Below are 16178 nucleotides of genomic sequence, written 5' to 3' on the forward strand. Positions count from 1 at the left end.
TTTCAGGGCGTTAGGCGGCAGGTTTCTTTGCCGGCAGAAAAAAAGGCCGTGCCTGACGGCACGGCCCAAGTTCTGGGAGGAAACGCCCATGAGGGGCGCCTTGCGACAACGCCTGTCAGGGGAGAAATGCGTCGTCGCAGATCCAAAGATGGCGATACTGCAGTGCAATGTCAAGTCTTTAGGCAGTGGTTAATTAAACGTCATCATGCTGAAAAAATTGGCAAATTCTGTGTTGCTGCCATGCAACACTATTAATTTGCTAGAGAATTAAAGCGCGCGCTAATGGACTGACAAATGACGGCTTTCCGTAGTCTTCGCACAGAGTTAACCAAGCAGGATTGCGGCTGTGACACGGGCCCGGTAACGTTCCTTTCATGACCGAAATCCTCCTTTCCGGGCCCCTCAACGGCACCCATGTGGTGGCCGCGCGGCTGGCATGCGAAGAAAAAGGTCTGATTTACGGAGTCCAGGAGCCTGACCTGCTCAAGGCCGGCGGCTTTCGCCTGGCCGAGTTGCTGACCTATCTGTGCGACCGGCAGCCCACCCTGTCGCATGCCGGGCTGATGCTGTTCGATCTCGAGGCGATCCTGCGCTATGTCGACGAGGCTTTCCCGGGGCCGATCCTGCAGCCGGAAAGCCCCCGCGACCGCGCGCTGATGACCCAGACCATGGCGGTGATCCGCGCCCATCTGGGGCCCTCGGCGGTCGGCGTGGTGATCGCCCAGCGACTGTTCGTGCCGTTCCTGGGCGGTGTGCCGGATCTTCACATGGTGACGCGCATCGTGCCGGCGATGCAGGATTCGCTTTACGCCATCGAGCAGCTCTCGTTGCTGTCGCATGACGGTGCGCATTCGGAATTCCTCATCGGGCGCGATCTCAGCCTGGCCGACATCATGCTGCTGCCGATCGTGGGCTACCTGATGGCGACGCCGGAAGGGAAGGCTTCCGTCAATGTTTCGACGCGCCTGTCGCGCTGGTGGATCAGCCTGTCGCGCCGCGCCGCCTGGGCGCGCTGCAGGCCCAGATTGGGTTAGGCCTGCTTGCGCCTGACCAGGGCTACGAAGCGCAGGACGAAGATGAGGCCGCACACCGGCGCCAGGGTTCCCACCGACAGCACCCAGGTGACGGCGCGCGCCACGTCATTTGGCAGCAGCGCGTCGGTGAGGCCGGATGCGTTGGCGATGGCGCCGGCGGCGGCGGCGCCGAAGGCAATGCCCAGCGAGCGCATGGTGGGGATCGAGGAAGCGGTGATCGATTCCTCGCCCTCCGCCGCGTGGCGCATGGCGGCGGCGACGACGTGCAGATTGGAACTGCCGAGGCCGATGCCGACCAGGCCGTTCAACGCCGCGATGGCAAATGGCGGCAGCACTGTGACACCGGCGGCCAGCGCGGCAAGGCCGATGGCGCAGAAGCTCAAGCCGCAGATCATGGCCGCAGTGACGGCACTGCCCCGCCACTGCGCCGTGAAGACCGAGGCGGCGGTCCAGCCGATGGCCAGCACCGCCATCATATAGCCGGCGGCGATCGGCGATTCCCCATGTAGTTCCTGCAGCGCCAAAGGCAGAAAGACGCCGATAACCGTATGCGTCGCCGAGGCCAGGAACATCACCCAATAGCCGGTGCCGGTGGTGGTGAACCAGGAGAGGGGGTGGCTGGGAAAGATGCGGTTGAGCCCGCGCCGGTCGAGGAGGAAGGTGAGGAAGACGAGAGCCAGGGCAAGGAGGATGAGGCCCATCCGCGAGCTGAGTGTCGCCCCCTCGCTGGCGATGCCGACGCTCATGACGCCGGCCGTGAGCAGGCCGAGGCGGCCGAAGGGGAATTGCGGCACCTCGCCCTTCTGCGGCTTGTCGGCCGGCAGCCTGGCCCAGGCGACGCCGAGGAAGAGCAGCACGAAGGGCAGGTTGAACCAGAAGGCGCCGCGCCAGAAATCGACGGCCGCGAAACTGCCGCCCAGCGCCGGGCCGATCAGCGCCGCGACCCCCCAGGTGGAGGAGATGAGGGCGAGGAGCGGTTTCTTGAGCGGTTCGGGGAACAGCTCGCCCACCATCGCCATGGAGCGCGAGAGAACGATACCGCCGCCGAAGCCCTGGACGAAACGGGCGAGGATGAAGAGTTCCATGCCCGGCGCGGCAGCGCAGCCGATCGAGCCGATAAGAAAGAGGATGGCGCCGGCACAATAGGCGCGACGCCCGCCGAAGCGCAGCCGCAAGGGTGCCGTGGCGGCAGCGCCGATGATCGAGGCCACCATATAGAGCATGGTCGACCAGGCGTAGAAATGCGCACCGCCCAAATCGCGCACGACATCGGGCATGACGGTCGAAACGACGAAGACATCGACCGCATGCAGGCCGATGCCGAGATTGAGCATGATCACGTAAAGGCCAAGGCCGTGGCTGAAGAGGCCCCGCCAGGTGCTTTGCGGTGCGGCGTCGGACGTCGAACTCATGCGCGCTCCATGCATCGGGGGCGGGACTTTAGAGGGTGGAGATGGCCGCCGTCAAAACATGGCGGCGCTGGGCTGCCATGCTTTCGCGCCAGGGCTGTCGGGCGAGCGGAGTCCGGTGCCGGAGGCGGCAGGTGTCACATCGCGGGTGTCATCCCGGGGGGCGTCACACCCATGTGCGGTCGCGAAGGTGGCGCTTGGAGAGCGATGATGTTAGAAATCGATAGCGCAATTCGGGGGAATCGCATGAGCGTCAAATTGATCCGGTTCGGCAGCAATCCGCCTGCCATCGAGGCCGGCGCGCCAGGAAATGTCATCAGCGGCAATCCCAGCACGAAGCTGCAGAATTACTATACCGACAAGACCGGCCAGTTCTTTGCGGGCATCTGGGAATCCTCGCCCGGGAAGTGGCAGGTCAATTACGGCGAAGAGGAATTCTGCGCCATTCTGGCCGGCAAGGCGACGCTGACCGATGCCGAAGGCGTTGCCGAGACCTTCCAAAAGGGCGACGCCTTCATTATCCCAAAGGGCTTCACCGGCAGCTGGGAAACGATCGAGGCGGTGAAGAAATGGTATGTCATCTTCGAGCCGAAGGCCTGACGGTGGCGCAAGCCCATCGCCCAGCGCAGTGAGGCCGACATGCCGGAAGTCAGCACCGGGTTGCGCGTCCTTGTCATCGACGAGCAGAATATCACCCGCCGCATGGCGGTGAAGATGGTACGCGACAGCGGCGCCGGCGAGGTGCTGGAAGCGGAAAGCGCGCTCCACGCCCTGGCGCTACTGGAAGCGCAGGATCGGCCCGTCGATCTGGTCATCACCGACGTGAAGGCGGCGGGTATCGGAGCGATGGACGGCGTGGAGTTCGTCCGCCGCGCCGCCGAGCGGCGACTGGTCGGGCATCTGGTCATCGCCTCGGCGCTCGACGACGCCATCGTTCGTTCGGTCGAGACCATGGCGCGCGGTTTCGGCATCGAATTCGCCGGCCATGTGAAGCGACCGATCAGCCCGGAAAGCCTGCGTCCGCTCATCGTGCGGTTGGTGGCGCGGCGCGCTGCGGCGCCTTTGCTGCGGCCCCGCTCGGTCCATGTCACCGTCGAGGATCTGCGCCACGCCATCAGCGACAAGCAATTCGTGCCGCATTTCCAGCCGCGCGTGCGCCGCGAAGACGGCGTCGTGACGGCCGCCGAGGCGCTCATCCGCTGGCGCCATCCGGATCGCGGCCTGGTGCCGCCGGGCGCTTTCATCCCCTTGGCGGATCGCACCGGCCTCATTGACGGCATCACGGACGTGGTGCTGGAAAAGTCCATCGCCTGGGCCCGTATCTGGCGCGATTGCGGGATCGATATCGCCGTGTCGGTCAACCTGACCGAGAATGCGCTCAATCAGCCCGGCCTGCCGGAGCGGATCGCGGAACTGGCGCAGCTTCACGACGTGAAGCATGAACGCATCGTCCTTGAAGTGACGGAGACTTCCGCCATCACGGACAACGCGTCCTCGCTGGCAGCGCTGGCCCGGCTGCGCATCAAGGGATTCGGGCTGTCGATCGACGATTTCGGCACCGGCATGGGAACGCCGGACCAATTGGCCCGCACACCCTTCACCGAAGTGAAGATCGATCAGGCGCTGGTCACCGGCGTGTTCGACCAGCCGCAATTCTTCGGCGTTCTCGAATATTCGCTGAAGCTTGCCAGGCAACTTGGCCTGAAGACGGTTGCCGAAGGTGTCGAAGGGCAGGAAGACTGGCAACTGCTGAGCGATCTCGGCTGCGACGAGATGCAAGGCTATCACGTCGCGCGCCCCATGCCGGGCGAGGAAATCGAAGGCTGGGTGCAGGGCTGGCACCGTGAGGCGCTGTAGGGACCGCGCCCTACCCGGCAGGTTCGAACTGGGCGATAGCTATTAGGTCTCTGCGTTCGAGCTGTAGATCACCGCCATCACGGCACCCTTGAGAAAGGGCAGCATGGCCAGCGACATGATAGCGGTGCCCGGCAGCCAGATCGCCAGCTGAACCCAGGTCGGCGGGTGGGCGTAGCTTTCCAGCATCAACAGACCACTCACCACGATATGACCGACGATGGCAATGGTGAAATAGGCCGGGGCGTCGTCGGCGCGCAGCGGTTCGAAAGGCAAGGCGCAACTGGCGCATTTCTCGGCGATCGAGAGATAGCCTCGGAACATCGAGCTTTCCCCGCAGCGCGGGCATTTGCGCCGGCAGCCGCGGAAGAATGCCGTGGTCCAGTTGGGAGAGGCTTCGAGGGAGGTCATGGGCCGGAAATCCTTTAACCTACTAAATCGGTAAACCAAGCCGCGAAACATACTGGCAGCACGCCCCGCCGCCATGCGGCTGATTGTCACCCGCAGACAAATCGAGCCTATCTCAAAGGGTTGGGCGTTGAAAAGCGTGTCCTTGCTCGAATGCCCGGGCAGCGTTGAGCACGGCGCGGTCGCCATAGAGGGGTCCCACGATCTGCAGGCCGACGGGCAGGCCGGACGATGTCCTGCCGCAGGGGATGGAAATGGCCGGCTGGCGGGTCAGATTGAAGGGATAGGTGAAGGGCGTCCAATCGGACCATTGGCGGTGTGCCCGCTCCGGCGGGAAATCGTGGCCGGCTTTGAATGCCGGGATCGGCATGGTGGGCGTCAGGAGCAGGTCGAAGCGCTGGTGGAACCGGTTCATCCGGGTGCCCATGGCCTCGCGCGCCTTCACAGCGGCAAGATGGTCCATGAGCGAAATGCGCCGGCCCATCTCGACCACTTCGGCAAGGCCGGGATCGAGCAGTTTCCGCTTCTCGGCGGGGAACTGATCGACCAGGAAAGCAGCGCCGCCGAACCAGTGAGTCTGGAAGGTGGCAAGGCTGGGATCAAGGACATGGTCGACCAGTTCGACCTTGGCGCCCAGCCCCTCGAACGCTTTTGCCGCCTGGGCGACGCTGGCGGCGACCTCCGGATCGACATCGGCGCCCGACAGCGTCGGGGTGTAGGCGATCCGCCAGCCGGCGATATTGCCGTTGAGCGTTTCATGAAAGTCGGCCGGTTCCGGCGGCAGGGCGTAGCAGTCGCGCGGGTCCGGCCGCGAGATGACCGAGAACATCAGCGCCGCATCGGCGACCGAGCGCGCCATCGGCCCGACATTGGCGAGGCTGCCGAAGGGCGAGAGCGGGAAGGCGGGCACGCGGCCGAAGGTCGCCTTGAAGCCGACGATCCCCGTAAAGCTCGCCGGGATGCGGATCGACCCACCGCCATCGGTGCCGATATGCAGCGCCCCCATGCCGGCGGCGGCGGCGGCCGCGGCACCGCCACTCGACCCGCCTGGGGTCATTTCCGGGTTCCAGGGATTGCGCGTGATGCCCGTGAGCGGCGAATCGGTGACGCCTTTCCAGCCGAATTCGGGGGTTGTCGTCTTGCCGAGGATAACGGCGCCATGCTCGCGCAGCCGTGCGCTGCTCGGTGCGTCCTCGTCCCAGGCTTGCCCGGCTTCGATCAGGCGCGAACCGCGCAAGGTCGGCATGCCCTTGGCGAGGACCAGGTCCTTGATCGAGACCGGAACACCGTCGACGAGCCCGCAAGGCTCGTTGCGCTGCCAGCGCGCTTCCGACCGGTGCGCCTGCGCCAGCGCATTCTCACGATCGATGTGGCAGAAAGAATTGAGGTTTGCATTGTGCTTGTCGATAGCGGCCAGGGCAGCTTGCGTCGCCTCGACCGGTGACACCTTGCGCGCCCGGTACAGAGCGACCAGTTCCACCGCCGTCATAAATGCGAGATCGTCCTGCATGCCGCGCGCCCTTCGAATGTCGGTTAACCAAACATCAACGCTATTCCTGCATGGTTAAGCCTCGTTATTCAATGCCGTGCGTGCCTTGCGCTGCAGCACCGGGTATCTGGCGGTCGGGGAAGTTGGGGCGATGAGTTTGCGGGGCACGTGGGAGATATCCTTCCTGGTCGACAAAGATGGCCGCATACTGGAAGGGCGCGGCGCCTGTGCCGAGCATCTGGGTCTTAGTCTGCAGAGCGTTATCGGCCGCTCGTTCTTCTCCTTCGTCGCCGCCGGCGAGCGGTCGCATTTGCGCCGCTTTATCGGCCAGCTCAACCGGCCACGCGCCAAGCGTGCGGCCCTCGTTTCGCTGCAGACGCCAGCCAGCCTGCGCTCCTATGCGATGGAAGCCCAGGCGGGCCGAACGGCAAACGACAACTGGCTGATGTTCAGCAGGGATACGAGTGGCGCCGATGGGCTCGACGATCTCGACCTGCCGGTTGTCATGGCGGATGAAGGCCAGTTCCTGCGCCTGGTCGAACTGGCCGCGTCGCAGGCGCAGGCTTCGCTGGACCTGACCACCATCGAGGTCGGCGGCCTGGCCGACACCAAGCGGCTATCGGGCCTGGGCGACGAGGAAATCGCCGCCTTCGAGCGCAGCGTCGGCGAGACGCTGTCGGACAATGCGCATGACGGCATTCTCTCGAATCCGTCGCCCGGCTTCTACAATCTTCTGCACGATCCGTCGCGCAGCGGCAATGCCATAGCCCAGGGCTTGACCGCTGTCGCGGCACAGCACGGGATCAGCGCGCAGCAGGCCGGCATCGCGCATGCTACCATGTCGGTGGCGCCGAACACCGCTCTCTCCAGTATCCGCGAGGCGCTCGGCATCATGCAGAAGCGCATGCCGACCCAGCAAAGCTGGGAGGCGCCGGCCAAGCCGAAAATAAGCGAAGGCCAGATCGCGGCCGCGCTGGGGATCGGGGCTTTTCTCCTCGGCGTCGCCGCCATCGCCGTCTGGCTGATGCTGTAACGCCGCTAGGAGCGCTGCAGCATGTCCGCGAATTCGGCGCGGGCCTTGTCGAAATTCTCCGCCCACCATTTGCTGTCGACGATCACCTGTTGCGCCAGATTGTCCGGCTGCGTGGGGTCGTAATCGCGCAAGGCCTTGGGCATGGCGGCGGTGGCTTCCGGATTGGCCGGCCCGACGCGCTGCAGGTTGGTGAATTCGATCTGGCGTCCCGCATCCTGCATGTGGCCGATGAGCTTGAAGGCGTCGATGCCGGCGGGGTTGCCCTTCGGAACGACCCAGACGCCCGGCTGGATAATGCCGCCGGCCCAGGTGAAGGCGATCCGACCTTCCGTCTCCTTGGCCAGCGCCACGGCGCGCGTGTGCCAGATGCAGGCCATGGAGATGGTCTTGTCGATGAACATCTGCTGCACCTGATCCCCGTTTTCCCAGGTCTGCAGGATGGGTTTCAGTTTGTAGATGCGGTTGACGGCCGTGTTGATGTCGATCGGATAGGGGTTGGTGGGCTTGTCGCTGGCCGCCATCATGGCGGCCTCGAAGGCGCCGTTCATCCAGCGATAGATGGCGCGGCCGCCGGGAAAGCGCCTGGTGTCGAAGAAATCCTTCCAGGTCATCGGCGGGCGGCCGGCGAAGCGTTCGGTATCGAAGGCGAGCACATAGGAATAGGTGTAGCCGCCGGCACCGTGGGTGAAGGCGAACGGCGCCATGATCCTGGTTTCGTCCACCGTCTTGTAGTCGATGGCGCTGAGATGGCCGGTGGCCCCCAGGCGCAGGGCGGTGAAGCCGTCGGCATCGCAGAGGTCCCAGGTCACGTCGCCGGAATCCACCATGGTGCGAATGGCGCCTTCGGTGGGGCCGGTGCCGTCGAAGACGATGGAGGTGCCGGTCGCCGCCTCGTAGCTCTTGCCGAAGGCCCGGGTCAGGCTCTTGATCTCGTCGCCACCCCAGCTGGCAAAGACCAGTTCCCTGGCGGCGGCCCGGGTGCCGCGCGGCAACACCGTGGCTGCCCCCGCGCCGGTCAGCGCCGCCAGCATCTGCCGGCGCGACCAGCCCCGCCTGGCAGCGAGGGAGAAGGCATCGGCAAGGAAGGGCGAGATCGGCATCGGGAGGCTGTACCTGAGTTCGGGAAAAAGAAACGGCCGGATCGGGTTTAACCGATCCGGCCGCGGATAGAAAGATGCGCTTAGAAACCGCTTACTTCATCGTCGGCATGACGAATTCCGCGCCCGCGCGGATGCCGGTCGGCCAGCGGCCGGTGATGGTCTTCAGCTTGGTGAAGAAGCGTATGCCTTCCATGCCGTGCATGTGATGATCGCCGAACAGCGAGCGCTTCCAGCCACCGAAGCTGTTGAAAGCCATCGGCACGGGGATCGGCACATTGATGCCGACCATGCCGACCTTGATCTTCGAGGCGAAGTCGCGCGCGGCATCGCCGTCGCGGGTGAAGATCGCCGTGCCGTTGCCATATTCGTGGTCGTTGATCAGCTTCACGGCGCTGGCGTAATCGGGCACGCGCACGACCGAGAGGACCGGGCCGAAAATCTCTTCCTTGTAGATCTTCATGTCGGGCTTCACCTGATCGAACAGGCAGCCGCCGAGGAAATAGCCGTTCTCATAGCCCTGCAGCTTCAGCGTGCGGCCATCGACCACCAGCTTGGCGCCTTCCGCGACGCCCTGATCGACATAGCCCTTCACCTTTTCGTAATGCTGCTTGGTCACCAGCGGGCCCATTTCGGCCTCCGGATCGGTGCCGGGGGCCACTTTCATGCCGCGCACGCGGGGGCTGAGCTTCTCGATGAGCGTGTCGCCGACCTTGTCGCCGACAGCCACGGCGACCGAAATCGCCATGCAACGCTCGCCGGCAGAGCCGTAGCCAGCACCCATGAGGGCGTCCGTCGCCTGGTCCATATCGGCGTCCGGCATGACGATCATGTGGTTCTTGGCGCCGCCCAGGGCCTGCACGCGCTTACCGTGCGCGGTGCCGGTGGTATAGATATATTCGGCGATGGCCGTTGAGCCCACGAAGCTCACCGCCTCGATGTTGGGATGGGTGAGGATCGCATCGACCGCGACCTTGTCGCCATGGACGACGTTGAAGACGCCGTCGGGCAGGCCCGCCTTCTTGAGGAGCTCGGCCACCATGTTGGAGACCGACGGGTCGCGCTCGGAGGGCTTCAGGATGAAGCAGTTGCCGGCGACGAGGGCCATCGGGAACATCCACATCGGCACCATGGCCGGGAAGTTGAACGGCGTGATGCCGGCGACGACGCCCAAGGGCTGGCGCACCGACCAGCTATCGACATTGGTGCCGACATTCTCGCAGAACTCGCCCTTGAGGAGCTGCGGGGCGGCACAGGCGAATTCGATCACTTCAAGGCCGCGGGTGAACTCGCCCTTGGCGTCGGAGAGAACCTTGCCATGCTCGGCCGTGATCATCGCGACGATCTTGTCGGCATTCTCTTCGGCCAGCTGCTTGAACTTGAACATGATGCGGGCGCGGGTGAGGGGCGGCGTATTGGCCCAGCCCGGGAATGCGGCTTGTGCGTTCTTCACCGCGGCGTCGACTTCGCCCGCCGTCGCCAGGGCAACCTTGGCCTGCACTTCGCCGGTCGCCGGGTTGAACACATCGGCCGTCCGGCCGGACGCTCCAGCCACTTCCTTGCCACCGATGAAATGATTGATCGTCCGCATTGCCGCCCTCTCCAGATGGATGATGTTGCGCTTTGCACGCCGGTATAAGGCGCGGTTTGGGTGTGGTCAAGATTTTAATCACCCGTTCAATATAATGAACGTTCGGGAGGTGGATTGAGCTTCCGGCGGTTCAATTTCGCGACGTTTCGGGGGCTCAGTTGCCAGCGCCGACGACGGTGCCGGTATAGTCGACGGCGACCGAGTAGGTTTGGCCATCTTTATACGCCGTGCCGCGCCAGACGAAATCGTTGACCCGTTCCAGCTCGCCGATGTCGGCATAGCCGGCTTGCTGGATGAGTGCGATGGCTTGCACCGCGGAAAATCCGCCGGCCGCGCCGGAATCGGCCTTGGCCAGGATGCCTGCCGTGGATGCAATATCCGGGGGACGGGGAGACCGGTCGCGCTGGTCATCGGCTTGTGCCGCGGCCGCGACGCCGAGCATCAGGAACGAAGCCAAGGTGACGGCGCGGCGCATGGTGGCTTTCTCCGGGTTGGCGCCGGTCGGCGACCCGGACGTCCTGCTGTGAAAGCGCTGGCTGCGCCGCCGGTTCCATCGGTCGCGAAAAATTTCCGGGATGCGCGGCGACACCGCCGCTATATGCTGGCGCCCGGAGGTCTTCCCATGGATGTCGAAGATCGGGTCATGCGCCATTACACGCATCCGGAACTGGAGGCGCGGGTTCTTGCCGCCCTGCAGGCAGCGGGCAAGGATGTCGAACGGTTAACGATCGACGATCTTTCTGCGCTGGACGAGTTTCACCTCGGCTGGCGTGCGCAGACGGAAAGCTTGACCGACAGGCTCGGCTTGCGATCCGACGACAGGCTGCTCGATATCGGCTGCGGCATCGGTGGCCCGGCGCGCTACTGCGCGGCGCATCACGGCTGCGCGGTGCAGGGCCTCGATCTCACGCCCGACTTCGTTGCCCTGGCAAGAACCTTGACCGAGCGTTGCGGCCTTGGCGGGCGCGCCAGCTTTCACCAGGGCAGCGCGCTCGCGATGCCGTTCGCGGCGGCGAGCTTCGATGCGGCGATGCTCATCCATGTCGGGATGAATATCGCCGACAAGGCAAAGCTGTTTGCCGAGGCGCGGCGCGTGCTCAAAGGTGGCGGCCGTTTCGCCGTCTACGATGTGATGGCGATGACGGAGGCGGCGCTGCCCTATCCGATGCCCTGGGCGGAGAATCCGGGGACCTCCTTCGTCGCCACGCCGGCGCAATACCGCGCATTGCTGGCGACGGCGGGTTTCCGCCTGCAGGACGAGCGGGATCGGCGCGCCGCCGTGCTGCAATTGGCAACGGCCATGCGCGAACGGGCGGCGCGCGAGGGTCCGCCGGCCCTGGGCCTCCACGTCATCCTGGGGCACGAGGCCAAGGAGCGGCTGAGGAACGTCATGACCGCATTGGAGCAAGGGCTGATCGCGCCCGTCGAAATGATCCTGCACGCCGCCTAGCGACGGCCTCGCCCGGCGGCAGAAAAGGTGACACATGACCCGGCACATGAAGATCGATTTCGTTTCCGACATATCCTGCCCCTGGTGCGTGATCGGGCTGCGGGCGCTTGAGGCGGCGGTGCGCAATCTGGGTGACGAGCTCGCCGTCGAGCTGCATTTCCAGCCGTTCGAACTCAATCCGCAGATGGGGCCGGAAGGACAGAACATCGTCGAGCATATCGGCGAGAAGTATGGCTCCACCCCGGAGCAATCGGCCCAGACCCGCGCCATGATCCGCGAGCGCGCCCAGGGACTGGGTTTCGAGATGCGCATGCATGAGCAGAGCCGCATCTACAACACGTTCGATGCGCACCGGCTGCTGCATTGGGCGGGGCCCGAAGGCAAACAGGCGGCGCTCAAACACGCGCTGTTCAAGGCTTACTTCACCGACGGCGCCAAGATGTCGGATGCCGAGACATTGGTGGATGTCGCCCGATCGGTCGGTCTCGACGCGGATGCCGCGCGCCGCATTCTGGCCGGCGATGATTATGCGGCGGAGGTTCGGAGCGAAGAAGATTATTACCGGCAGCAAGGGATAAATGCGGTGCCGGCCATCATTATCAACGAAAAATATTTGATCTCCGGCGGGCAGCCCGTCGAACTGTTCGAGCGCGCCTTGCGCCAGCTCGCGGCCGAAGGCTAGCTGCCGTCAATCAGCCGATTGATATCCCAGGAAAAACGTCAGGGCGAGACCGGGAGCCCGCTTGGGTTTCACGCCCAAGTCACGCCGCCAGGATTACAGATTGTGTCCAGGGACGAATGCTCTCGGTCCGGGATCCCAGGGGTGGGTCCGATCCAAGCAAGGTCCGCAACCAAGGAGTCTGGTGGCCGCCATGAAACAGGGAAACCGTTCGCGCAGCAAAGTTCAGAACCTCAAGCGCTCGCGCGATGTCGCGCTGGCCAATGGAGGGAACGGCCGGGATCAGGCCGATATGGAAATGAAGGCGTTGGAAGCGTTGAACGCCGCCTATCGGCGCATCTCCCGGGTGCTGGCCGATGAGATCGACCGCTCGAAAAAGGACATCGACCGGATGTCGGACCTGGGCGGGCGTTTGCGCTGGGTCGCGGAGCGGCAGAAGCTGGTGCGGACGGCGCTGCAGGGCGGCCCGGATTACGCCGCCTATCTGTGCAGCGACTGCGTGCAGTTGCAGGAAGTGCGCTCGCTGGCCGAAACCGCCGCAAAGCTTGCCCATGACAGCCAGGCCTATCCGACCACGCTGAACCTGCTCAACTATATCGATCACGAACTCGGCTGGACGCCGCTCGCCAAATCGGCCTGAGGCCCACTACTTCTTGCCCAGGGAACGCGCGAGATCGACCAGATGCTTGCGCACCTTGGGCGATTTGATCTGGTAATAGGCGCGCACCAGTTCCAGCGTTTCGCGCCGCGCCATCGGGTCCTTCTCCTCGTCGGAGGCAAGGGGCACGGCGCCCTGCAGATGGCCGGGACTTTGCTTCTCGACCTCGCCGCTCATCCCTTCGAAGAAATAGGGAATGCCGATATCGAGCACGCGGGCGATGTCGAAGAGGCGGCTCGAACTGACCCGGTTGGCGCCGGATTCATATTTCTGGATCTGCTGGAAGGTGAGGCCGATCAGATTGCCGAGCTTTTCCTGACTCATGCCCAGAAGCGTGCGCCTTAGCTGCAGCTTCCTGCCGACATGCACGTCGATCGGATTGGGAAATCCCTTGCTGGCCATCCGGCCGGAGGATTTACGTTGGCGCGGCATTTCTCATCCTCGTTCCGAGTCGGGGAAAATCTATCCCGGAAAATTAGGTGAGAACGAACCTGCTGGCCAGCCCTCTGCGCGCTTCAGCACCTTGCTGCTGCAACGCAGCGCGCCGCCGGCACGCACGAGCGCGCTCCAGCCATGGACCGGGACCGGCTCGAAGCCGAGATCGGCCCAGACGCGCCGATTGGCCCGGTCGTAAGCTTCCAGGTCGGGTTCGAGGTCGGCGAATTGCGGCAGCCAGGCGAGCGGCCGGCTCCTGCCTTCGCCGTAACGCGTATCATTTTCAAAGATGACATTGTTGTAGGCGCGCAAGCTGGGGTTCGGGCTGAAGCGGGGATGCGCCAGATAGGGCACCCGGTTGCGCAGGACCGCAAAGCCGTCGGCTTCCAGGCGCGCCGCGCTGGCGTCGAGCTGCTCGGCCCAGCCCGGCACGCGCGGACCATCGGGGTCCGTCCCTGAGCGCGGATCGGCAAGGAGCAGGAGCGGGCGGCCATCCGCGCCAGCCAGGCCGGTCACGGACAGGACGAGATCGATGTGATGCGGCTGCTGGGCGAGCGTGGCCGGCTGGCCCCGCTTCGCCAAGGGAAAACCGAAAACATGCAGGCGACGCGATTCCAGTGCGGCATGACGCGCCAGCGCGGCATCGCCATCCAGACCGGCCGCGTGCTGAAGCGAGGCGGTGCCGATGATGCGGAAGTCCGGTCCGGTCAAATGATTGCCGCCAGCCAGATGCAGTCCCGGTGCCGGCAGCAGCCCATATCCCGCAGCACTCAGCCATTGGGCATGCGCGCCCGCATGGTCGGTCAGAGGGAGCGGGACCAGAACCGGCGCGCCGGCTTGCCTGCCGGCCAGGAACGGATCCTGGGTCCACATGTCGGCATTCCGCATGGTCCCGCGCGGAGCTTGCAGAACCGGCCGGACAGCGCAGCGCAGCGACAGGGAGGAGAGCCAATCCGTCAGCGCGCCCTCGCAGCTCCGTTCGGCGAGCAACAGCAGCGTGACGCCAGCCGGCAAGGCCTCCGCCAGATGCTGCAAGGCGCGGCGCTTGTCGGCTTCGCCAGGGGTGAAAAGGAAAGGCGGCAGGGTCATGGCGATCTCGTCGATCAGGCCGCCGCAATCCGGCACGAGTTCGAGCCCGTTCATGGCGCCGTGGGCGCGCGGTTGCGCACCTCCCGGCGCAGCATGTCGAAGAACTGGGTGTCGCAGAGGCCGCCCGGAATTGGCCGCCGGGGGGCGTCCAGGGGCCGCATCATCGCCTTGACGAGAAGAAGAGCGTCCTGCTGCTTGCGATTGACGAAATGGGGTCGCAGGCGAGCAAGCTCTTCGGGTGCGCAGAGCCGGTCCCAGCGCCGTTCCTTGAAGTGAAGGGCGCCCGCGGTCGCGCCAAGGCGAGTCCTGTCGCCGTGTCCGATATGGCCGTCGGCCAACAGCCGGTCCAGCGTCGCCTCGATATCGACCAGCGCATCGGTCAATGGCGGAAAGCCCAGCTCCGCCGGCCCATGCACCAGCGCCACATCGGCGTCGGAAACGCGCCGCCCGGCGACATAATCGTCATAGATGGCGCCGATGCCGATCATGCCGAAGGCAGCGCACTCCGCCGCGCGCAGGGCACCCATGCTGGCAGCACCCAGAACGGCCACCCCGCGATCGAGTGCAAAGAGGATTTCCTTGTGCCAGACCGCCGCGCCATGGTCGAACGTGCCATCGACAAGGCCGATGATGTCGGCACCGTCGAGGGCCGCCGCCAGGATATCGCCCTTGGCTGCCGGCGGACGCAATGCGATCTCCGGCGGCAGCGCGGCCGCGCTGCCGTGGAGGCTGGGGCCGATGAAGAGAACGCGCTTCATCGTTCAGCGCCCTTGCAGCAAGGCGTCGAGCAGCGATGCGCCTCCCTGGGTGACACCGGCACCGCCGGTTGCAGCCAGATCCGGCACCAGCACGCGCATCACGTGAAGGCCCGGTATGCCGTGGGCAAGCTCGAAGGTGAAAATATCGTCCATCCCCTCCGCCAAGACCGCCTCGCGCACCCGTTCGAGGTACTTTTCCGCTGGCCAGCCGGCGGATGCCGCGCAATGGCCGCGTATATCGCCAAGGCGCCGCGTCCCATTTGCCACGGGCAGCTTGGCCCGACTGGCCCGGTAATCCTCATCGGCGATGTCATCGCGCGCGCCGGCAATATCGGTCGCGCGCGACTGCACGCATTCGAGCAGAGCGGCCAGGGCCGCTTGGGATGCGTCGAGACGGCAGGCGAAACCGGCCGTGAGCTTATCCCCGGTTCCCTCGCTCGAGAGGACCTGCCGCGTCAGAAAGCAGGCGACGACCGGCACCGCAACGCGGCCGGTAAGGTCGAAAAAGCATGGGGTAAAGCCAGCGGCCATGACGGCCGCGATGGCATGGTCCAGCTCCGCATGGCTGCCCGGTTCAAGCGCAACGCCCCGTGCCACATTGGCGCCAAGGCCGAGAAGATCGAGTGTGGCCGTGGCGTCATGCTCGATGGCTTCAAGCAGGGCATGAAGTTCGGCGCGCGCCGCATCGCCGGCGGCGGCGAGACCGATGGAGGACATCTTGAAGGCATCGTGATTCCAGGGAGCCCTGGTGCGCAGATCGAGGCCGATGAGTTCGAAGGGCGCGAAGACATCGTGGCCGGCGCGCAACGCGTGACCTTGCACCCAGGCACGCTCGCGGGCGGGACCGATGCGGGACGCGTTGCAGCGCATCATGCGCTCGAACGGGATGGTTCTGGCACCGCGCGCCGCCATCTCATGACAGCAGCCGAAGACGAGACCCAGACCTTCCGGCCGTTCGGCGATGGCTGTTTCGGCAGCTTCCATGATGGCGGAGACGCGCGCCTGTGCCGCCGTCAAGCCCTTGCCTTGCGAGACGGACAAGGCGCGTGAATTAGGGCGGGTGGCGAACCAGACCGGCAGGCCGATCGTATCCAGGCCGGTAATGTCGCCGACACGCGTGATCCCCAATCGCTGGAGGTCACGCGGGTCGGCGATACCTGTCTCGAAGAAGGCGTTGGTGAACAAGAACTGGTC

At 65.0% G+C, this 16178-nt stretch carries 17 protein-coding genes; 7 read left to right on the forward strand and 10 right to left on the reverse strand.

What is annotated here, in order from left to right; genetic code table 11:
- Positions 1–374: 374 nt before the first annotated feature.
- Positions 375–1034, forward strand: a complete 660-nt coding sequence (locus ACE3TY_RS04525; RefSeq protein ID WP_374651295.1) for a glutathione S-transferase family protein — start codon at positions 375–377, stop codon at positions 1032–1034.
- Here the strand turns inward: ACE3TY_RS04525 and ACE3TY_RS04530 are convergent.
- Positions 1031–2446 (reverse strand): MFS transporter, encoded by a 1416-nt coding sequence (locus ACE3TY_RS04530; protein WP_374651297.1) that lies wholly within the window; start codon positions 2444–2446, stop codon positions 1031–1033. The two genes, ACE3TY_RS04525 and ACE3TY_RS04530, sit on opposite strands and share 4 nt — an antisense overlap.
- Positions 2447–2689: 243 nt before the next feature.
- Between ACE3TY_RS04530 and ACE3TY_RS04535 the strand changes: the two genes are divergently transcribed.
- Positions 2690–3043, forward strand: a complete 354-nt coding sequence (locus ACE3TY_RS04535; protein WP_374651299.1) for a cupin domain-containing protein — start codon at positions 2690–2692, stop codon at positions 3041–3043.
- Positions 3044–3082: 39 nt separating this feature from the next.
- The gene (locus tag ACE3TY_RS04540) at positions 3083–4300 is read left to right on the forward strand and encodes an EAL domain-containing protein (protein ID WP_374651301.1); all 1218 of its coding nucleotides are present in this window, start codon (positions 3083–3085) and stop codon (positions 4298–4300) included.
- A 42-nt stretch (positions 4301–4342) separates the two neighbouring features.
- On the opposite strand, the gene ACE3TY_RS04545 is transcribed toward ACE3TY_RS04540, so the two are convergent.
- Positions 4343–4708: a DUF983 domain-containing protein gene (locus ACE3TY_RS04545; RefSeq protein ID WP_374651302.1), complete on the reverse strand. Its 366-nt coding sequence runs from the start codon at positions 4706–4708 to the stop codon at positions 4343–4345.
- A 112-nt stretch (positions 4709–4820) separates the two neighbouring features.
- A complete protein-coding gene (locus ACE3TY_RS04550) occupies positions 4821–6215 on the reverse strand; it encodes an amidase (RefSeq protein ID WP_374651304.1) in 1395 nt (464 codons plus the stop codon).
- Positions 6216–6345: 130 nt separating this feature from the next.
- Between ACE3TY_RS04550 and ACE3TY_RS04555 the strand changes: the two genes are divergently transcribed.
- Positions 6346–7227, forward strand: a complete 882-nt coding sequence (locus ACE3TY_RS04555) for a PAS domain-containing protein (protein WP_374651306.1) — start codon at positions 6346–6348, stop codon at positions 7225–7227.
- Between the two features lie 5 nt (positions 7228–7232).
- Here ACE3TY_RS04555 and ACE3TY_RS04560 read toward each other — a convergent pair whose 3' ends face one another.
- The 3 genes from ACE3TY_RS04560 to ACE3TY_RS04570 all read right to left on the reverse strand — a co-directional run bounded on the left by ACE3TY_RS04560 (position 7233) and on the right by ACE3TY_RS04570 (position 10567).
- Positions 7233–8327: an extracellular solute-binding protein gene (locus ACE3TY_RS04560; protein WP_374651308.1), complete on the reverse strand. Its 1095-nt coding sequence runs from the start codon at positions 8325–8327 to the stop codon at positions 7233–7235.
- 91 nt (positions 8328–8418) lie between these two features.
- Positions 8419–9915 carry a CoA-acylating methylmalonate-semialdehyde dehydrogenase gene (locus ACE3TY_RS04565; RefSeq protein ID WP_374651310.1) on the reverse strand — a complete coding sequence of 499 codons (1497 nt, stop codon included), beginning with the start codon at positions 9913–9915 and terminating at the stop codon, positions 8419–8421.
- 154 nt (positions 9916–10069) lie between these two features.
- Positions 10070–10567, reverse strand: a complete 498-nt coding sequence (locus tag ACE3TY_RS04570) for a hypothetical protein (protein ID WP_374651312.1) — start codon at positions 10565–10567, stop codon at positions 10070–10072.
- Here ACE3TY_RS04570 and ACE3TY_RS04575 point away from each other — a divergent pair.
- The 3 genes from ACE3TY_RS04575 to ACE3TY_RS04585 all read left to right on the forward strand — a co-directional run bounded on the left by ACE3TY_RS04575 (position 10538) and on the right by ACE3TY_RS04585 (position 12684).
- Positions 10538–11365 (forward strand): class I SAM-dependent methyltransferase, encoded by an 828-nt coding sequence (locus tag ACE3TY_RS04575; RefSeq protein WP_374651314.1) that lies wholly within the window; start codon positions 10538–10540, stop codon positions 11363–11365. The two genes, ACE3TY_RS04570 and ACE3TY_RS04575, sit on opposite strands and share 30 nt — an antisense overlap.
- A 34-nt stretch (positions 11366–11399) precedes the next feature.
- Positions 11400–12047, forward strand: coding sequence for a DsbA family oxidoreductase (locus tag ACE3TY_RS04580; RefSeq protein ID WP_374651316.1), 648 nt, complete (start codon positions 11400–11402; stop codon positions 12045–12047).
- A gap of 190 nt (positions 12048–12237) precedes the next feature.
- Positions 12238–12684: a hypothetical protein gene (locus tag ACE3TY_RS04585; protein WP_374651318.1), complete on the forward strand. Its 447-nt coding sequence runs from the start codon at positions 12238–12240 to the stop codon at positions 12682–12684.
- A gap of 6 nt (positions 12685–12690) precedes the next feature.
- Here the strand turns inward: ACE3TY_RS04585 and ACE3TY_RS04590 are convergent, their stop codons facing one another.
- Genes ACE3TY_RS04590 through ACE3TY_RS04605 form a run of 4 tightly spaced genes read right to left on the reverse strand, consistent with a single transcriptional unit; the run spans position 12691 to position 16169 of the window.
- Positions 12691–13134, reverse strand: coding sequence for a helix-turn-helix domain-containing protein (locus tag ACE3TY_RS04590; protein WP_374651320.1), 444 nt, complete (start codon positions 13132–13134; stop codon positions 12691–12693).
- 30 nt (positions 13135–13164) lie between these two features.
- Complete coding sequence (locus ACE3TY_RS04595; protein ID WP_374651322.1) at positions 13165–14280, reverse strand: hypothetical protein; 1116 nt, start codon at positions 14278–14280, stop codon at positions 13165–13167.
- Positions 14277–14984 (reverse strand): TfuA-like protein, encoded by a 708-nt coding sequence (locus ACE3TY_RS04600; RefSeq protein WP_374651324.1) that lies wholly within the window; start codon positions 14982–14984, stop codon positions 14277–14279. The genes ACE3TY_RS04595 and ACE3TY_RS04600 overlap by 4 nt, the downstream gene beginning before the upstream one ends.
- 3 nt (positions 14985–14987) lie before the next feature.
- The gene (locus ACE3TY_RS04605) at positions 14988–16169 is read right to left on the reverse strand and encodes a YcaO-like family protein (protein ID WP_374651325.1); all 1182 of its coding nucleotides are present in this window, start codon (positions 16167–16169) and stop codon (positions 14988–14990) included.
- Positions 16170–16178: the final 9 nt, after the last annotated feature.

The organism is Dongia sp. (genome assembly GCF_041918875.1).
Taxonomy (GTDB): Bacteria; Pseudomonadota; Alphaproteobacteria; order Dongiales; family Dongiaceae; genus Dongia.

Excerpts from the sequence above, each read along its gene's own strand:
- ACE3TY_RS04525 (WP_374651295.1), top strand. The coding sequence starts at position 375 with ATGACCGAAATCCTCCTTTCCGGGCCCCTCAACGGCACCCATGTGGTG.
- ACE3TY_RS04530 (WP_374651297.1), bottom strand. The coding sequence starts at position 2,446 with ATGAGTTCGACGTCCGACGCCGCACCGCAAAGCACCTGGCGGGGCCTC.
- ACE3TY_RS04535 (WP_374651299.1), top strand. The coding sequence starts at position 2,690 with ATGAGCGTCAAATTGATCCGGTTCGGCAGCAATCCGCCTGCCATCGAG.
- ACE3TY_RS04540 (WP_374651301.1), top strand. The coding sequence starts at position 3,083 with ATGCCGGAAGTCAGCACCGGGTTGCGCGTCCTTGTCATCGACGAGCAG.
- ACE3TY_RS04545 (WP_374651302.1), bottom strand. The coding sequence starts at position 4,708 with ATGACCTCCCTCGAAGCCTCTCCCAACTGGACCACGGCATTCTTCCGC.
- ACE3TY_RS04550 (WP_374651304.1), bottom strand. The coding sequence starts at position 6,215 with ATGCAGGACGATCTCGCATTTATGACGGCGGTGGAACTGGTCGCTCTG.
- ACE3TY_RS04555 (WP_374651306.1), top strand. The coding sequence starts at position 6,346 with ATGAGTTTGCGGGGCACGTGGGAGATATCCTTCCTGGTCGACAAAGAT.
- ACE3TY_RS04560 (WP_374651308.1), bottom strand. The coding sequence starts at position 8,327 with ATGCCGATCTCGCCCTTCCTTGCCGATGCCTTCTCCCTCGCTGCCAGG.
- ACE3TY_RS04565 (WP_374651310.1), bottom strand. The coding sequence starts at position 9,915 with ATGCGGACGATCAATCATTTCATCGGTGGCAAGGAAGTGGCTGGAGCG.
- ACE3TY_RS04575 (WP_374651314.1), top strand. The coding sequence starts at position 10,538 with ATGGATGTCGAAGATCGGGTCATGCGCCATTACACGCATCCGGAACTG.
- ACE3TY_RS04570 (WP_374651312.1), bottom strand. The coding sequence starts at position 10,567 with ATGGCGCATGACCCGATCTTCGACATCCATGGGAAGACCTCCGGGCGC.
- ACE3TY_RS04580 (WP_374651316.1), top strand. The coding sequence starts at position 11,400 with ATGACCCGGCACATGAAGATCGATTTCGTTTCCGACATATCCTGCCCC.
- ACE3TY_RS04585 (WP_374651318.1), top strand. The coding sequence starts at position 12,238 with ATGAAACAGGGAAACCGTTCGCGCAGCAAAGTTCAGAACCTCAAGCGC.
- ACE3TY_RS04590 (WP_374651320.1), bottom strand. The coding sequence starts at position 13,134 with ATGCCGCGCCAACGTAAATCCTCCGGCCGGATGGCCAGCAAGGGATTT.
- ACE3TY_RS04595 (WP_374651322.1), bottom strand. The coding sequence starts at position 14,280 with ATGAACGGGCTCGAACTCGTGCCGGATTGCGGCGGCCTGATCGACGAG.
- ACE3TY_RS04600 (WP_374651324.1), bottom strand. The coding sequence starts at position 14,984 with ATGAAGCGCGTTCTCTTCATCGGCCCCAGCCTCCACGGCAGCGCGGCC.